Origin of the sequence: Austwickia sp., from assembly GCA_016699675.1 — a bacterium.
Lineage (GTDB): Bacteria > Actinomycetota > Actinomycetes > Actinomycetales > Dermatophilaceae > Austwickia.
In genome coordinates, this window is the sequence record CP064985.1 from 2413584 (window position 1) to 2430575 (window position 16992).

Genomic DNA, 16992 nt, shown 5'->3' on the forward strand with positions numbered 1-16992 from the left:
TCGGCCCACGAGACCGCCGTCCCGCAGGCTGAGCAGAACGCGCGATAATGCCTGCGTGACGCCCTCCCCCGCCGTACCGACCGCCCTCGATGTCGAGGCGGCGTACGTGCGGCTGCGGGGCATCGTGGCCGAGACGCCGCTGATGCGCAGCGACCGCCTCAGCCAGCGCACCGGGGTCAACGTGTGGGTCAAGCGCGAGGACCTGCAGCCGGTGCGCAGCTACAAGCTCCGCGGCGCCTACAACCTCATCGCTCAGCTCGGCCCGGAGGCCGCCGCCCGGGGCGTGGTCTGCGCCAGTGCGGGCAACCACGCCCAGGGCGTCGCCTTCGCCTGCGCCCGGCTCGGCCTGCGCGGCCGGATCTACGTGCCGCGCACGACGCCGCGCCAGAAGCGCGACCGCATCGCGGCCCTGGGGCAGGGGCGCGCCGACCTCATCGTGACGGGGGATACGTACGACGACGCGTACGCCGCCGCGCGCTCCGATGCCGACACGACGGGCGCGGTCATCGTGCCGGCGTTCGACCACGTCGACACGATCGCCGGGCAGGGCACCCTGGCCATCGAGGTCTTCCAGCAGCTCGGCCGCGACCCTGATCTGCTGGTGATCCCGGTGGGCGGCGGCGGCATGATCGCCGGCTGCGCCACCTGGCTCGCCGCCCGTCACCCGCACACCCGCGTGGTCGGGGCCGAGCCGGCGGGTGCGGCCTCGATGGCGGCGGCCATGGTCGCGGGCGGCCCCATCACCCTCGCCGAGCTGGAGACGTTCGTCGACGGCGCGGCGGTACGCCGGGTGGGGGAGCTGCCGTACGCCGTCGTCCGCGACCTCGGTCTAGATCTGGTGGCCGTCGACGAGGGCCGGGTCTGCACCGAGATGCTGGAGCTCTACCAGACCGACGGGGTCATCGCCGAACCCGCCGGCGCGCTCGCCTCGGCCGCGCTCCTCGACCGGGTCGGCGAGCTCAATCTCGCGCCCGGCAGTGACGTGGTCGTGGTCCTCTCCGGCGGGAACAACGACGTGAGCCGGTACGCCGAGGTCCTGGAACGCTCCCTCATCAGCGAGGGCCGCAAGCACTACTTCCTCGTCAACTTCCCGCAGGAACCGGGCGCGTTACGCCGCTTCGTCGAGGACGTCCTCGGCCCGGACGACGACATCGCCTTGTTCGAATACGTCAAGCGCTCCAACCGGGAGACCGGCCCGGCGCTCGTCGGGATCGAGCTCGGCGACCCGCGCGACCTCGACGGACTCCTGGAGCGGATGGCCTCCTCACGGATGGTCGTCGAGCGGATCCCCGCCGACAGTCCCTTCTACCGCTTCCTCGTCTGATCGGCAGCAGCGAATGCCCGCATCGGTCCCGTCGTCACCCGTCCCCGCGTCACCCGTCCTCTCACCCGTCCCCGCGTCCCAAGGGCCTGCCGTGCACTCGACGTACATCCTTGCCTTTTCCTGCGAGAACCACCCGGGCATCGTCGCCGCGGTGACCACCACGCTCACCCAACTCGGCTGCGACATCACCGACGGCCAGCAGTTCGACGACCGCCGCTCGGGGCGGTTCTTCGCGCGGATGACGTTCAGTCCGGTGCGGGCGGACTTGGGGGACAAGGGATTCCGTACGGCGCTGGATCCTGTCATGACCTCTCTCGGCGCCGATTGGAAGGTGCGCGAGGCGGGGACTCGCGCCCGCGCCCTCCTGCTGTCCTCGAAGGAGGACCACTGCCTCGCGGACCTGCTCTACCGCGTGCGCATCGGCGAGATCGCCATGGACGTGGTGGCGATCGTGAGCAACCACCCGCGGGAAACGTACGGCGACCTGGGTGACGTCCCCTTCCATCACCTGCCGGTGACCCCGCAGACCAAGCCCGACCAGGAGCAGGCGATCCTGCGGCTCGTCGAGGAGGAGCGGGTCGATCTGGTGGTGCTGGCGCGGTACATGCAGATCCTGTCCCCGGAGATGACCGCCGCGCTCGCCGGGCGTTGCATCAACATCCACCACAGCTTCCTGCCGGGGTTCAAGGGGGCCAAGCCCTACCACCAGGCGTACGAGCGCGGCGTCAAGCTCATCGGCGCCACCGCCCATTACGTCACCGCGGACCTCGACGAGGGACCGATCATCGCCCAGGACGTCGAGCCGGTCACGCACCGCGACGGCCCGGAGACCCTGGTCCGCAAGGGCCGCGACATCGAACGCCGCGTGCTCGCCTCCGCGGTGCGGGCCCACATCGAGGACCGGGTCATGATGCGCGGCGCGACCACGATCGTCTTCCCGGCCTGAGCCGCTGCGTCGGTCTCTGCGGGGCGCTCCGGGGACGCCGCTCGAGCACCTGCGCCGCCGCCCGCACGCGCGAGGCGTGCAAACGGCGGCGCGGGAGTCATACACCCGAGTCAGGCCGGCGGGTGGCCGGCTCGGCTCAGTTCTGCTCGCGGCGGCGGGCCACCAGGAGCAGGGTCGCGCCACCGGCGAGCAGCGCGCCGCCGAGGAGGACGGTCGCCTCGGCGTTCGCGCCGGTGTACGGCAGCTGGTTGGGCGACTGCGCGGGGGTGTGGGCCGCGACGGGAGCCGGCGCGGCAGGGGTCACCACGGGCTTGACCGGGGCGACCGGAGCCGGCTTGACCGGCTTGACCGGAGTGGTCGGCTTGACCGGAGTGGTGGGCTTGGTGGGCGGCGTGCTGGGCTCGGTCGGCTCCTCGCACTCCGGGTCCGTGGGCTCCTCGCACTCCGGGTCCGTCGCCTCGTCCTCGGGGCACGGGGTCTCCACGGGCGGAGCGGGCGAGGTCACCGGCGTGCAGTGGTCCTCGTTGACGCCACCGTGGTTGCCGTGCACGTCGCAGTCCTTGCCCTTGTCGGGCTGCGGGTCGTCCTTGCAGGGCTTGCCGCTGTTGCCGTGGTCGCAGCCGTCGGACTCCTCGCCGTGGCCGGTCGTGGGCTTGGGTGTCTCGGTGCCGGGCTTCGGCGTCTCCGTGCCGGACTTCGGCGTCTCCGTGCCGGGCTTGGGCGTCTCGGTGGTGGGCTTCGGTGCCTCCGTGGTCGGTACCGGCGCCGGCGTGGTGCCCTTGCAGTGGTCCTCGTTGACGCCACCGCTGTTGCCGTGCAGGTCGCAGTCCTTGCCCTTGTCAGCCTGCGGGTCGTCCTTGCAGGGCTTGCCGGTGTTGCCGTGGTCGCAGCCGTCCGACTGCTCGTTGCTCGGCGCGGTCTGGGTGGTCGGCTGGCCGTTCCCCGGGACGTTCTTCGGGGTCTCGACGGGCTTGGTGTCGGCAGCCTTCGTGACGACGGCCTTGGTGTCGGCCGGCTTGGTGTCGTTGGCCTTGACGGCGACGGTGGCCTTGGCCGCCGCCCCCTTCGCGGCAGCGTCGGCCACCGGCGCGAAGCTGGTGGTGGACCGGGTGATCGGTGCGTGGTTCGTCGCGGCGCTGGCGGGCGGCACGGCGATCGGGGCGACCTCTCCCGCGAAGGCGGGTGCGGAAGCCCCGGCAAGGCCCACGACGGCCATGGCGAGCCCGGCGGTCGTGGACATGGCGGATTTGGGCATGGTGAAACGACGAAGCGACATGAAAGAACTTCCCCCAGTATTCGAATTCCCCAAGTGCGGATGACTCCCCAGTCACCGGTGAATTGCGCCTCCCATGGCGCCCACCCTCAGCACGGACATCCGTACTGAACGCACGTCTCGATCATCGCGAGCTGCGTACTTGTTGTTAACCGTCTACTGAGTTGTATCTATGGTGATATAGATCACAGCAAATCGAAATCCTGTAATTCGCTTGTCAGGAAAGCCAACTGACTGGCTGTCAAGACGCCTCGGCGCCCACGCACGGCGTACCTGCGAGGATGGAGCCACCATGCCCACCCTCAGCGACCGCCTCACCAGCACCCTCACCGGCCAGCCCCAGCGGCTCGCCGACGATCCCGACGAGCTCTTCGCGACGTACGCCGAGTGGGTGAGCGGAGCGGGACTGACGCCGTACCCGCATCAGGAGGAGGCGCTCCTGGAGCTCGTCACGGGCAGCAACGTCATCCTCGCGACGCCGACCGGGTCCGGGAAGTCGCTCGTCGCCGCGGGGTTGGCCTTCTTCAGCCTGAGCCGGTACGCCGCGACGGGGCGCCGCACCTTCTATACGGCGCCGATCAAGGCTCTGGTCAGCGAGAAGTTCTTCGACCTGTGCGAGACCTTCGGAGCCGAGCAGGTCGGCATGGTCACCGGCGACGCCTCCGTCAACGCCGACGCGCCCATCATCTGCTGCACCGCGGAGATCCTCGCGAACCTCGCGCTGCGCGAGGGTCGCGACCTGGCCGTCGACTCGGTGGTCATGGACGAGTTCCACTTCTACGCCGAACCCGACCGCGGCTGGGCCTGGCAGGTGCCGCTGCTGGAGCTGCCGCACGCCCAGTTCCTGCTGATGAGCGCGACCCTCGGCGACGTCACGATGTTCCGCGACGATCTCACCCGACGCACGGGCCGCCCCACCGCCGTGGTCGCGGATGCCCCGCGACCCGTGCCGCTGCACTTCCGCTGGGCCATGACCCCGCTGCACGAGACCATCGAGGACCTCGTGACCGCGCGCGAGACCCCGGCGTACGTCGTGCATTTCACCCAGGCCGCCGCGCTCGAGCGCGCGCAGGCGTTGATGTCCCTCAACGTCACCACCCGCGCGGAGAAGGACGCCATCGCGGCCACGATCGGCGGCTTCCGGTTCGGCAAGGGCTTCGGGCAGGTGCTCGCGCGGCTGGTGCGCCACGGCATCGGGGTGCACCACGCGGGGATGCTGCCGAAGTATCGCCGCCTCGTGGAGACCCTCGCCCAGGCCGGGCTGCTCAAGGTCATCTGCGGGACCGACACCCTCGGGGTGGGCATCAACGTCCCGATCCGCACGGTGCTGTTGACGAGCCTGAGCAAGTACGACGGCAACCGGCAGCGGCTGCTCAAGGCCCGCGAGTTCCACCAGATCGCCGGGCGGGCGGGACGGGCGGGGTACGACGTGACCGGCACCGTTGTGGTCCAGGCCCCCGACCACGTCATCGAGAACCACCGCGCCATGATCAAGGCGGGCGACGACGTCCGCAAGCAGCGCAAGCTCGCCAAGCGCAAGCCGCCGGAGGGCTTCGTCAACTACTCCGAGGACACGTTCGAGCGGTTGGTCGGCGCCGTACCGGAGCCGCTGCCGCCGCGGCTACGGGTCACCTACGCCATGGTGCTCAACGTGATTCAGCGCCCCGGCGACCCGGTCGCAGCGATGCGCCGGCTGCTCACCGACAACCACGAGAGCCCCCGCAGCCAGGCCCACCTGCAGCGCCGGGCCATCGCGATCCTGCGCTCACTCCTGCAAGCAGGGATCGTGGAGCGGCTGCCCGAACCGGACGCCACCGGCCGGACCCTCGCGGTCGTGGTGGACCTCCAGCGCAACTTCTCGCTGAATCAGCCCCTGTCCGCCTTCGCCCTCGCCGCGCTGGACCTGCTGGACCCGGCCGCCCCGACGTACGCCCTCGACGTCGTCTCGGTCATCGAGGCCACCCTGGACGATCCGCGGGCCGTGTTGTTCGCGCAGCAGTTCAAGGCGCGCGGCGAGGCGGTCGCGGAGATGAAGGCGGACGGGATCGAGTACGAGGAACGGATGGAACTCCTCGAGGACGTCTCCTGGCCCAAGCCGCTCGAAGACCTGTTGACCGTGGCGTTCGCGACGTACCGTCCCGCGCATCCCTGGCTCGCCGAGGAGGATCTCTCGCCCAAGTCCGTCGTCCGGGACCTGTTCGAGCGGGCGATGACGTTCGGGGAGTACGTCGCGTTCTACCAGCTGCAACGCGGCGAGGGGCTGCTGCTGCGCTATCTCACCGACGCGTATCGGGCGCTGCGCCAGACCGTCCCCGACGCGGCCAAGACCGAGGAGCTGGAAGACCTCATCGCCTGGCTCGGCGAGTTGATCCGGCAGACCGACTCCTCGCTGCTCGACGAGTGGGAGGCGCTGACCGACCCGGACCGCGACGAGGCCGCGCCGGTGCGGCCCGGAGACGTCATGAGCACCGGGCCCAAGCCGATCACCGCCAACAAGCGCGCGTTCCGGGTGCTGGTGCGCTCGGCGATGTGGCGGCGGGTCGAGCTCCTCGCGCTCTGCCGCTTCGACGACCTCGCCGCACTCGACGCCGCGACGGCGGACGTGGGGGCCGGTGGGGAGCCGTTGGAGGCGGCCGAGTGGGAAGAGGCGTACGACGAGCTGGCCGCGGACTACCCCGGTCATGAGGGGACCGATCTGGTGGGAATCGGCCCGGAGGCACGCGGCCCGGGGCTGCTGCGGGTCGACACCGAGTCCGAGCCGGGGTTCTGGCTGGTGGAGCAGATCCTGGACGACCCCGAGGCCCACCGCGACTGGCGCATTTCCGCGGAGGTCGATCTGGCCGCCAGCGACGCGGCGGGCGAGCTGGTCCTGCGGGCGACGGACCTGTCCCGGGCCTGACCTTTCCCGGGCCTCACCCAACGCTGAGGCGCCTCTCATGAGATCGAGAGAGCTCACGTATGGACGTGAGTCGTCTCGCTGTGAGGAGAGGCGCCTCACGTGAGGGTGGCGCCGGGCAGACGGCGCGAACCGCGCGTCACCTCACGTGGGGTGGGGCCGGGCAGCCGGCGCGAACCGCACGTCACCTCACGTGAGGGGGCCGGGCAGGCGGCGCGAACCGCACGTCAGGCAGCGACGTACGCTGAGGGCCATGACCCGCATCGCTCCCGGCACCACGTTGACCGTGCAGCAGATCGCCGACCTGGTCGACCACGCGCTGCTCAAGCCGGACCTCACCCCGCACGAGGTGGCGGCCGGCGTCGATGAGGTCGCCGCGCAGCAGGCCTGGAGCGTCTGCGTCCGGCCCAGCGACGTCGCCGACGCCGCGCGCCGACTCGCGGACGCGCACACCAAGGTCTGCACCGTCATCGGCTTTCCGCACGGCACGACGAGCACCGCCGCGAAGGTCGCCGAGGCCCGCCAGGCGCTGGCCGACGGGGCGGTCGAGCTCGACATGGTGCTCAACATCGGTCGGCTCCGGGGCGGCCAGTTCCAGGCGGTCCGCGACGACATCGCCGCGGTCGTGGAGGTCGGCCACGCGGGGGGCGCTCTCGTCAAGGTCATCTTCGAGACCGCGCTGCTGGACCAGGGCGAGAAGGTCGACGCGTGTCGGGCGGCCACCGAGGCGGGCGCCGACTTCGTCAAGACGTCGACGGGGTTCGCGGGCGGCGGAGCCACCGTCCCGGACGTCCTCCTCATGGCCGCCAACGTCCCGGACCGGGTCAGCGTCAAGGCGTCCGGCGGCGTGCGCGACATCGAGATCGCGCTGGCCATGGTCGCCGCGGGGGCGACCCGGATCGGCACGTCCAGCACCGTCGCGATCGTCGAGGGCGCCCGCCGGCTCGCGCAGGCCGGCGGCATCGTCGTCCCGCAGCCGGACCGCGATCTCGAGGCGGCCCAGGGCTACTGACCGCGGGCCTGGCGCGGACTGAAACAATGGGCGGCGTTGCCGCCCCTCGAGGAGTCCATCCCCCCATGCCGGTCACCGGAACCTACCGCCTGCAGTTGCACCACGACTTCGGGTTCGCCGACGCCGAGCGGATCGTCCCCTACCTGGCCGACCTCGGGGTGAGCCACCTCTACCTGTCGCCGATCCTGCAGGCCGCGAGCGGCTCGATGCACGGGTACGACGTGCTCGACCACGCCCAGATCGCCCGCGGCCTGGGCGGCCGGGAGGCCTTCGAGTCCCTGGCGCGCGCGGCCCAGGCCCACGGGCTCGGCCTCATCGTCGACGTCGTCCCCAACCACATGGCCTTCATCGCCCCCGAATGCCAGAACCGGCCGCTCTGGGAGCTGCTGCGCGAGGGCCGCGACGCGCCGACGGCCGATTGGTTCGACATCGACTGGAAGGCCGGCGGGGGACGGCTCGGGCTGCCCATCCTCGGGGACGACCTGGAGCCGGTCCTGGACCGCGGCGAGATCCAGCTCGACCAGATGGAGGATCCGTTCACCGGCCGCGACGTACCCGTCCTGCGCTACTTCGAACACGTCCTGCCCGTCGCGATCGGCACCGAGGGGACGCACGAGACGGGCACCACCGACGCCCTCGCCATCCGCGGCATCCTGGACCGCCAGCATTACCGGCTCGCGAACTGGCGGGACAAGGCCGAGACCCTCAACTACCGCAGGTTCTTCGAGGTAGACGAGCTGATCGCCGTCCGCGTGGAGCTGCCCGAGGTGTTCGAGGCGACGCATCGGCTCCTGCTCGAGCTCAACCACGCCGGCCTCATCGACGGCTTCCGCATCGACCACCCGGACGGGCTCGCCGACCCCGCCGGCTACCTGGAGCAGCTCCGGCGGGCGACCGCGAAGGGCACGTACGTCGTGGTCGAGAAGATCCTGGAGGCCAGCGAGGACCTGCCGACCTCGTGGGCCTGCGACGGCACGACGGGGTACGACGCGCTGCGGGCGCTGCAGGATGCCCTAGTCGACACCGCGGATGCCGACGTGCTCAGCCGCGAATGGGCGGCCGCGGGCGGCGACGCGACGCTCGCCGAGGCCGTGCAGAAGTCGAAGCGGCAGGTCGTCTCGCAGTCGCTGACCCCGGAGGTGGAACGGCTGGTCCGCCGGGCCCGCGAGGCGCTGCCCGACGACGACCCCGAGCGGCTCCGCGAGGCGATCGTTGAGCTGCTGGTGGCCGGCGAGGTCTACCGGGCCTACGTCCGCCCGGACGAACGGCTCACCCCGGAGGCCCGCGAGCGCCTCACCGACGCCTTCGCCGCCGCCATCGGGGCCCGCCCCGACCTGGAGGACGAGCTGGCGCGGCTGATCCCGCTGAGCGTCCCCTCCGACGACGAGCCCAACGCGCTCGACTTCTCGGTGCGCCTGCAGCAGACCTGGGGCCCGGTCATGGCCAAGGGCATCGAGGACACCACCTTCTATCGCTGGCACCGGCTCATCGCGCTCAACGAGGTCGGCGGTGATCCGGGCGGCCTGGAAACCGGCTCGGCGGACGAGCTGCACGAGTGGGCACTGCGGCAGGCCAAGGACTGGCCGCGCGGGATGACCACGCTGTCGACGCACGACACGAAGCGCAGCGAGGACGTGCGGGCCCGCCTGCTCGCGGTGGCCGGCGACCCGCAGGCGTGGGTCGACTGCTCCCGGGTCGCCCGCGAGCGCGCCGCCGACTTCGGCGTGGACCTGCCCACGGCCCACCTGCTCTGGCAGACGATCCTCGGGGTCGGCTACATCGACCCCGAACGCATGGAGAACTACCTGCTCAAGGCGCTTCGAGAGGCCAAGCAGCACACGGCCTGGGTCGACGGCGACGAGGGCTACGAGCGGGCCGTCCTGGAGTTCGTCGAGCAGGTCCGTCGCGACGGCCGGCTGCACGACGCGATCGACGCCGCCCTGGACCGCAACGCCGAGGCCATCCGCGCCACGGTGCTCGCCGCCAAGGCCCTGCAGCTCACCATGCCCGGCGTACCGGACTGCTACCAGGGCTGCGAGATCGTCGACCTGTCCCTCGTCGACCCGGACAACCGACGCCCCGTGGACTACGAGCGGCGGGCCGCGCTGCTGGCGCGGCTCGACGACGGCGGCCGCTCCATGGTGCCCGAAAACGACCGCCTCGACGCGGAGAAGCTGCTGGTCACCTCGTCGATCCTGCGGCTGCGCCGCGAGGAACCGGAGCTCTTCACGGGGGCCTACACGCCGCTGGAGTGCCGCAGCGAGCACGCCCTAGGCTTCGTCCGCGAGGCAGGGCCGGCGGGCCTCGCCGGGGCGGTGGCCGGCGCCGTCGCCGGCGCCCTCGGGCTCGGCCGCCGCGCCCGGCTCGTCACCCTCGTGACCCGCGCGCCCGCCCGCCTCGCCGCCGCCGGCGGGTGGCGGGAGGCCACGGTCGAGCTCCCCGAGGGGGACTGGGTGGACCTGTTCACCGGCGCCGCGGTGCCCGGCGGTACGTCGAGCGTCGCGACCCTCCTGGCCGACCTCCCGGTGGCCGTGCTCGTGCAACGCTGATCCCGCCCCCGACGTACGTGAAGGAAGACATGAGCGAGGACCGCGACCTCCTGCCCGACGCACCACCGCTGGACCACGGCGAGTCCGACGGCGAGGTGGCCGCGCACGACCCGGGCCACGAAGCGGGCGCGGGCGGCGGCCGCGCGTTCTCGGTGTGGGCGCCGCTGGCGAGCAAGAGCGTCGACCTGCAGCTGAACGGCGTCTGTCACGCCATGGAGCCCGCCGGGCAGGGCTGGTGGGCGACCGAGGTGCCGGCCGGCCCGGGCGACCGCTACGGCTACAGCATCGACGGGGGCCCGGTCATGCCCAGCCCCCGGGCGACCCGGCTCCCCGACGGCCCGCACGGCCTGTCGCAGATCTTCGACCCGGGCCAGTTCGCCTGGACCGACGAGGGCTGGGAGGGTGTGCCGTTGCAGGGCTCGGTCCTCTACGAGATGCACGTGGGGACGTTCACCGCCGAGGGCACTTTCGACGCGGCGATCGAACACCTCGGCCATCTCGTCGAGCTGGGCATCGACATCGTCGAGGTCATGCCGGTGGCCTCGTTCCCCGGTCGGTCGGGGTGGGGGTACGACGGGGTGGCCACCTGGGCGGTGCACGAGCCCTACGGCGGGCCCGAGGGCCTGCAGCGGTTCGTCGACGCGTGCCACTCCCGCGGGCTCGGGGTGTGCCTCGACGTGGTCTACAACCACCTCGGGCCCGACGGCGCCTACCTGTTCAACTACGGCCCGTACTTCACCGATCGGCACCACACCCCGTGGGGCCTCGCGCTCAACCTGGACGGACCCCTGTCGGACCCCGTGCGGGACTACATCGTCGGCAACGTCGTGCACTGGCTCACCGACTACCACCTGGACGGGCTGCGCCTCGACGCGGTGCACGAGCTGCACGACAACCGCGCGGTGCACATCCTGGAGGAGGTGTCCCAGCGGGTCCACGAGCTGGCCGAGGACCTGGGCCGGCACGTGTGGGTCGTCGCCGAGACGGACCGCAACGACCCGCGCACGGTCCAGCCCGTCGAGCGCGGCGGCCTGGGGCTGGATGGTCAGTGGGCCGACGACGTCCACCACGGGCTGCACGTGGCGCTCACGGGGGAGCGGCAGGGCTATTACGAGGACTTCGGCCGCCCCGGGGCGCTGGCGACGGTGCTCACGTCGCCGTACTTCCACGCGGACTCCTGGTCGGCCTTCCGCGGCCGGCGACACGGCCGGCCCGTCCCGGAGGGCGTGGCGGGCTGGCGCTTCGTCGCCTCCCTGCAGAATCACGACCAGGTCGGCAATCGCCGCGCCGGGGACCGGCATTCGGCCACCCTGTCGCCCCGGCGGCTGCGGTGTGGCGCCACGCTGCTGCTCACCAGCCCCTACACCCCGATGCTGTTTATGGGCGAGGAGTGGGGGGCGAGCACCCCGTGGCAATACTTCACCGACCACGTCGACGACACCCTGGCGGAGGCGGTGCGGCACGGGCGGCGGGCCGAGTTCGGCCGGCACGGCTGGGGCGCCGAGGACGTCCCGGACCCGCAGGATCCGGCCACCCGGGATCGCTCGGTGCTCGACTGGGGCGAGGTCGGGGAGGGCGACCACCGCAAGACGCTGCGCTGGTATCGCGCGCTCATCGCGTTGCGTCGCGCCCGCAGCGACCTGCGCGACCCCGACCTCTCCGCCGTGCGCGTCCGGCACATCGAGGGCACCGGGTTGGTCGTCGTCGAGCGCGGCCGGCACCGCGTCGCCGTGAACCTCGGCGCCAGCCCCGTCGACGCGAACCTCGGCCTGGAGTCCACCCGCGGGCTCGTCGTGCTCCTCGCCACGGACCGTACGGCGAGCCTGGGCGAGGACGGCCACGTCACCCTGCTAGCGGACGGAGCCGTCGTCGTCGGCCCGAGTACGGCGGACTGAGTGGCGGCGGCGTACGGCGGGCCCGGCGGGAGCGACAACGCGGCGAGCGGCCGCTCGCGCCCGGCGTACCGTCGCCCCGCCCCCCTCGACCCCGGCGCGATGGACTCGTTCGGCGCGGACCGGCTGGACCCGGCGGTCATCTCGGAGATTGCCCACGAGACCGCGGCCATCCTGCTGCGGACCGGCCGCGCCTCCGACGACCCGGCCACGACCGAGCGGCTGGTCCGGCTGGTCGACGAGCTGGGTCTGGACACCGTCGCCGAGCTGTGGGCCCAGCGCCCGCCGCGCAGCCTGCCCGGGGCCCTGTGGCGGCTCTACGTGCTGCGCGAGTGGGTCCGCCGCGACCCGGTCGGCGCCAGCAACGACTTCGCCGAGGGGACTCGGCACGCCGACGTCGCCGTGGTGATCGCGGGCGCGGGCACGCCGCCGGGCCCCGCGGCCATGCGCGAGCTCGCGGACGAGATTCTGCGCGGCATGTACGACGGGGACGTCGGCATCGCCCTCGACCGCGCGGCGGCGTTCTGCCGGGTCGTGGCCTCCGGACGGGCCTCTCGAGACCCGGATATGCCCCCGTCGGCCGCGGGCCAGGGGGGCCGCCCGGGGGGCCTCGACCTCACGCTCGATCAGGTGAGCGCCCGACACGCGCGCTCCGCCGCAGCGGTATTGGCGATGGCTGACGATCTCACCGGATGCGCCCGCGCCTGGCGGCGGGGCGAGCTGGACTGACGCGCGCCCATTCCCCCGCTGGTCACGCCCCGGTCGCGTGTGACTTCCCACACGTCCGCGGGCTGTTCACCCGGCGTTCACGATCCCGAACGCAGCGGGACATCCGTCCTCTTTAGGGTCGGAGGCGGAATGGCACGGGCCGTTTCCGTACGAACGTCAGTGGAGAGGTACGAATATCGTGAAGACGCAGCGTATGGCCGCCGTCTCGACCATGGCGCTCGCCGGCGTGCTTGCGCTCGCCGCGTGCGGTTCCGACAACCCGACGACGGGTGGCACCAGCTCGGCCGCGGGGGGCTCCGGGAGCAGCGCCGCAGCCGGCGACTGCGCGAGCGGCACCCTGAACGGCGAGGGCTCCTCGGCCCAGAAGAACGCGGTGGACGAGGTCTCCCGGACCTACCAGCAGAAGTGCTCCGGCGCCAAGGTGAACTACAACCCCACGGGTTCCGGCGCCGGCATCAAGCAGTTCAACGCCGGCCAGGTCGACTTCGCCGGCTCCGACTCGGCGCTGAAGGCCGACGAGGCCACCGCCGCGGAGAAGCAGTGCAAGGCCCCCGCGTGGAACCTCCCGATGGTGACGGGCCCGGTGGCCATCGGCTACAACCTCGAGGGCGTCAGCAAGCTCGTCATGACGCCGGCGGTGCTCGCCGACATCTTCAGCGGCAAGATCACCACCTGGAACGACCCGGCCATCGCCGCGGCGAACAAGGACGCCAAGCTGCCCGCGACGCCCATCAAGGTCTTCTTCCGTTCCGACGAGTCGGGCACCACCGAGAACTTCACCAAGTACCTCAAGGCCGCCGCCCCGGAGAAGTGGACCGCCGAGGCCAGCAAGAAGTGGACCGGCAAGGGCGAGGGCAAGGAGAAGTCGGCCGGTGTCGCCACCGCGGTCAAGTCCGCGCCGGGCGGGATCACCTACGTCGAGTGGTCCTACGCCAAGGACAACAAGCTGGGCATCGCCCAGGTCGACAACGGCGGTGGTCCCGTCGAGCTGACCGGTGACAATGTCGGCAAGGCCGTCGCGGCGGCCAAGCAGGAGGGCAGCGGCAATGACCTCAAGCTGAAGCTCGACTACGCCACCAAGGAGCAGGGCGCCTACCCGATCCTGCTGGTCACCTACGAGGTCGTCTGCAGCAAGTACCCGGACGCGACCAAGGGCAAGAACGTCAAGTCCTTCCTGAAGCACTTCGCGAGCGCCGACAGCCAGGAGCTCATCGAGCAGGTCGGCTACGCGCCCCTGCCGAAGAGCATCTCCGACAAGGTCGCCACGGCGATCGACGCCATTTCGTGACGCCACCGCGCTGGGTCGGCCGGGTCGGTCCCGGCCGGCCCAGCGCGTGCGTCCCCCGTCGTACGGCGTACGCCCCGGCGGGACCACTGTGACGCCCCTTCCCCGACCACGTCAGAAGGATCGATGACCACGTCCTCCACGGGAGTCCCCCACACCGACCCCCCGAGTGATCCCCAGATGCGCGCCGGTGACGGGGGCATGACGCCGGCACCGTCCTCGGAGGGCGGGCACGGCAAGCGGCGCGCCGGCGACACCGTCTTTCTCGGTCTGTCCGTCGGGGCCGGCGCCTTCGTCATCGCGCTGGTCACGCTGATCGGGGTGTTCCTGCTGATGCAGGCGATCCCCGCCCTGGGCAAGAACGAGGCCAACTTCCTCACCTCTTCGGAGTGGACCCCCGGCGGTGAGCACCCGCGGTTCGGCATCGCCAGCATGCTGTGGGTGACGGTGAGCAGCTCGGTCATCGCGCTGCTCCTCGCCGTACCCCTCGGGGTGGGCGTGGCGCTCTTCCTCACTCAGTACGCCCCGCCGTGGCTGCAACAGCCCGCGGCGGCCCTCGTCGACCTCCTCGCGGCGGTCCCGTCGATCGTCTACGGCCTGTGGGGGGCGCTGTACTTCGGCTTCTTCATCCGCGACATCGGGCTGCAGCAGTTCCTCAACCGCGCGCTCGGCTGGATCCCCATCTTCGAGACGCCGCCCGGAGCCGCCGAGGTCACGTCGGCCTCGACGATCTTCATCATCGGGATCGTGCTGGCCATCATGATCCTGCCGATCATCACCGCCCTGTCGCGCGAGGTCTTCGCCCAGACCCCGGTGACCCACAAGGAGGGCGCCCTCGCCCTGGGGGCCACCAAGTGGGAGATGATCCGCACCGCCGTGCTGCCGTTCGGCAAGCCGGGCGTCATCTCCGCCGCCATGCTCGGACTGGGCCGCGCCCTCGGTGAGACGGTCGCCGTCATGCTCATCGTGTCGGCGCTGGCCCCCGGCGCGCCCTGGAGCTTCTCGCTCTTCACCGGCGGCGAGACCTTCGCCTCGCGGATCGCCAACAACGCCGGCGAGTTCGACACGCCGCAGAAGACCGGCGCGTACCTCGCGGCCGGCCTGGTGCTCTTCCTCCTGACGTTCGTCGTCAACGCCATCGCCCGCGTCGTCATCGAGCGCAGGAAGGCCTTCTCCGAATGAGCACCGCAGCCAGCACCGAGATCCGTCGCGACGACCCCGCCGCCCCGCTGGGCGCCGGCATGGGGGGTAAGTCCGGCGGGCGCGCCGCCAAGAACGTCATCGCCACCGTCGTGATGTGGGCCTGCTTCTTCGCGGCGATGGTCCCGCTCGTCTGGATCCTGTACGCCGTGCTCAGCGAGGGCCTGCACATGCTGTTCTCCAGCGGCTGGTGGAGCACCTCGCAGGCGAACATGACCTCCCGGATCAGCGGCGGCGGCGCCTATCACGCGATCATGGGGACCCTGCTCATGGCCGCGGTCACCTCGATCATCTCGGTGCCGATTGGCATCTTCACCGCGATCTACCTCGTGGAATACGGCCGGGGGAGACTCGCCCGCGTGGTCAGCTTCACGGTCGACATCCTCACCGGGGTGCCCTCGATCGTGGCGGGTCTGTTCATCTACGCCGTGTTCATCACGACCTTCGGCGGGCAGCGCACCGGCTTCGCCTCCTCGCTGGCCCTGATGCTCCTGATGATCCCGGTCATCGTGCGCTCCACCGAGGAGATGCTCAAGCTGGTGCCGAACGAGCTGCGGGAGGCGTCGTACGCGCTCGGGGTGCCCAAGTGGAAGACCATCGCGAGCGTGGTGCTGCCGACCGCGTTCGGCGGGATCGTCACCGGCGTGCTGCTCGGCCTCGCGCGGGTCATGGGGGAGACGGCGCCGCTGCTGATCCTCACGCCGTACACCAAGTTCATCAACCTGAACCTGTTCGGCGGCTACATGGCCACCCTGCCCACCATGATCAACCAGGAACGCACGGAGGCGCTGGCCCCCGCGATCGAACGGTCCTGGGGCGCCGCCCTCACGCTGATCCTGCTCATCCTCGTCCTCAACGTCGCCGGGCGCCTGGTCGCCCACTTCAGCAAGCTGAAGTGATCCGACGCATGCCGCATCCGACCTCGATCTAGGAAGACCATGGCCAAGCGCATCGACGTGAACAACGTCAACATCTATTACGGCAGCTTCAAGGCGGTCGAGGACGTCTCGATGACCGTCGAGCCCCGCTCCGTCACCGCCTTCATCGGACCCTCCGGCTGCGGCAAGTCGACCGTGCTCCGCACGCTCAACCGCATGCACGAGGTCATCCCCGGCGGTCGGGTCGAGGGGGAGATCGCCCTCGACGGCAAGAACCTCTACGCCTCGGACATGGATCCGGTCGCCGTACGGCGTACGGTCGGCATGGTCTTCCAGCGACCGAACCCGTTCCCGACGATGACGATCTTCGACAACGTCGCCGCGGGACTGCGCCTCAACGGCGTCAAGAACAAGAAGACGCTGACCGAGGTCGTGGAGAAGTCGCTGCGCGGGGCCAACCTGTGGAATGAGGTCAAGGATCGGCTCGACAAGCCCGGCGCGGGCCTGTCCGGCGGTCAGCAGCAGCGCCTCTGCATCGCCCGGGCCATCGCGGTCGAGCCGCAGGTGCTCCTCATGGACGAGCCGTGCTCGGCGCTCGACCCCATCTCGACGCTGGCGATCGAGGACTTGATCAATGAGATCAAGGAGAAGTACACGATCGTCATCGTCACCCACAACATGCAGCAGGCGGCGCGGGTCAGTGACCGTACGGCGTTCTTCAACCTCGCGGCCACCGGAAAGCCCGGCCGGCTGATCGAGATCGACGACACCCAGAAGATCTTCAGCAATCCGGGCCAGCGGGCGACGGAGGACTACATCTCCGGGCGGTTCGGCTGAACCTTCTCCGCGCCAGCCTTGATCCCCAGTCTTTGCGCAATCCGCGGCCCGGCGTGTGAAGATGGTCGGGAGTCCTGGAGCAGTCCGGGCCCGGGTCGAGGCAGGGAGTATGACGCGCAGGTGGGGGCACAGAAAAGCCCACGGGCGGAGTCGGAACCGCCGGGGCGTCTC

The 16992-nt window shown here is 71.1% G+C and carries 12 protein-coding genes; 11 read left to right on the forward strand and 1 reads right to left on the reverse strand.

The features are described from left to right. The first annotated feature begins 55 nt into the window (after positions 1 to 55). Positions 56 to 1324, forward strand: coding sequence for a threonine ammonia-lyase IlvA (gene ilvA, locus IPK37_11075; GenBank protein ID QQR99565.1), 1269 nt, complete (start codon positions 56 to 58; stop codon positions 1322 to 1324). A gap of 13 nt (positions 1325 to 1337) precedes the next feature. Further along, positions 1338 to 2270, forward strand: coding sequence for a formyltetrahydrofolate deformylase (gene purU, locus IPK37_11080; protein ID QQR99566.1), 933 nt, complete (start codon positions 1338 to 1340; stop codon positions 2268 to 2270). A 136-nt stretch (positions 2271 to 2406) separates the two neighbouring features. On the opposite strand, the gene IPK37_11085 is transcribed toward purU, so the two are convergent. Next, entirely contained in the window at positions 2407 to 3510 is a 1104-nt protein-coding gene (locus tag IPK37_11085) for an LPXTG cell wall anchor domain-containing protein (protein QQR99567.1), read from the reverse strand. Between the two features lie 325 nt (positions 3511 to 3835). Here IPK37_11085 and IPK37_11090 point away from each other — a divergent pair, with 325 nt between their 5' ends. The 9 genes from IPK37_11090 (at position 3836) to IPK37_11130 (ending at position 16821) form a co-directional block, all read left to right on the forward strand. Then, entirely contained in the window at positions 3836 to 6442 is a 2607-nt protein-coding gene (locus IPK37_11090) for a DUF3516 domain-containing protein (protein QQR99568.1), read from the forward strand. A gap of 250 nt (positions 6443 to 6692) precedes the next feature. Beyond that, positions 6693 to 7451, forward strand: a complete 759-nt coding sequence (deoC, locus tag IPK37_11095) for a deoxyribose-phosphate aldolase (GenBank protein QQR99569.1) — start codon at positions 6693 to 6695, stop codon at positions 7449 to 7451. A gap of 65 nt (positions 7452 to 7516) precedes the next feature. Further along, the gene (gene treY / locus IPK37_11100; GenBank protein QQR99570.1) at positions 7517 to 10000 is read left to right on the forward strand and encodes a malto-oligosyltrehalose synthase; all 2484 of its coding nucleotides are present in this window, start codon (positions 7517 to 7519) and stop codon (positions 9998 to 10000) included. A 29-nt stretch (positions 10001 to 10029) separates the two neighbouring features. Further along, positions 10030 to 11895: a malto-oligosyltrehalose trehalohydrolase gene (treZ, locus tag IPK37_11105; GenBank protein QQR99571.1), complete on the forward strand. Its 1866-nt coding sequence runs from the start codon at positions 10030 to 10032 to the stop codon at positions 11893 to 11895. A 99-nt stretch (positions 11896 to 11994) separates the two neighbouring features. Continuing rightward, a complete protein-coding gene (locus tag IPK37_11110) occupies positions 11995 to 12621 on the forward strand; it encodes a hypothetical protein (GenBank protein ID QQS02823.1) in 627 nt (208 codons plus the stop codon). A 178-nt stretch (positions 12622 to 12799) separates the two neighbouring features. Continuing rightward, a complete protein-coding gene (pstS, locus tag IPK37_11115) occupies positions 12800 to 13909 on the forward strand; it encodes a phosphate ABC transporter substrate-binding protein PstS (protein QQR99572.1) in 1110 nt (369 codons plus the stop codon). A 177-nt stretch (positions 13910 to 14086) separates the two neighbouring features. Continuing rightward, positions 14087 to 15088 (forward strand): phosphate ABC transporter permease subunit PstC, encoded by a 1002-nt coding sequence (gene pstC, locus IPK37_11120; GenBank protein QQS02824.1) that lies wholly within the window; start codon positions 14087 to 14089, stop codon positions 15086 to 15088. Next, the gene (gene pstA, locus IPK37_11125; protein QQR99573.1) at positions 15085 to 16005 is read left to right on the forward strand and encodes a phosphate ABC transporter permease PstA; all 921 of its coding nucleotides are present in this window, start codon (positions 15085 to 15087) and stop codon (positions 16003 to 16005) included. Before pstC ends, pstA begins: the two co-directional genes overlap by 4 nt. Positions 16006 to 16044: 39 nt before the next feature. Then, positions 16045 to 16821, forward strand: a complete 777-nt coding sequence (locus tag IPK37_11130) for a phosphate ABC transporter ATP-binding protein (protein ID QQR99574.1) — start codon at positions 16045 to 16047, stop codon at positions 16819 to 16821. Positions 16822 to 16992: the final 171 nt, after the last annotated feature.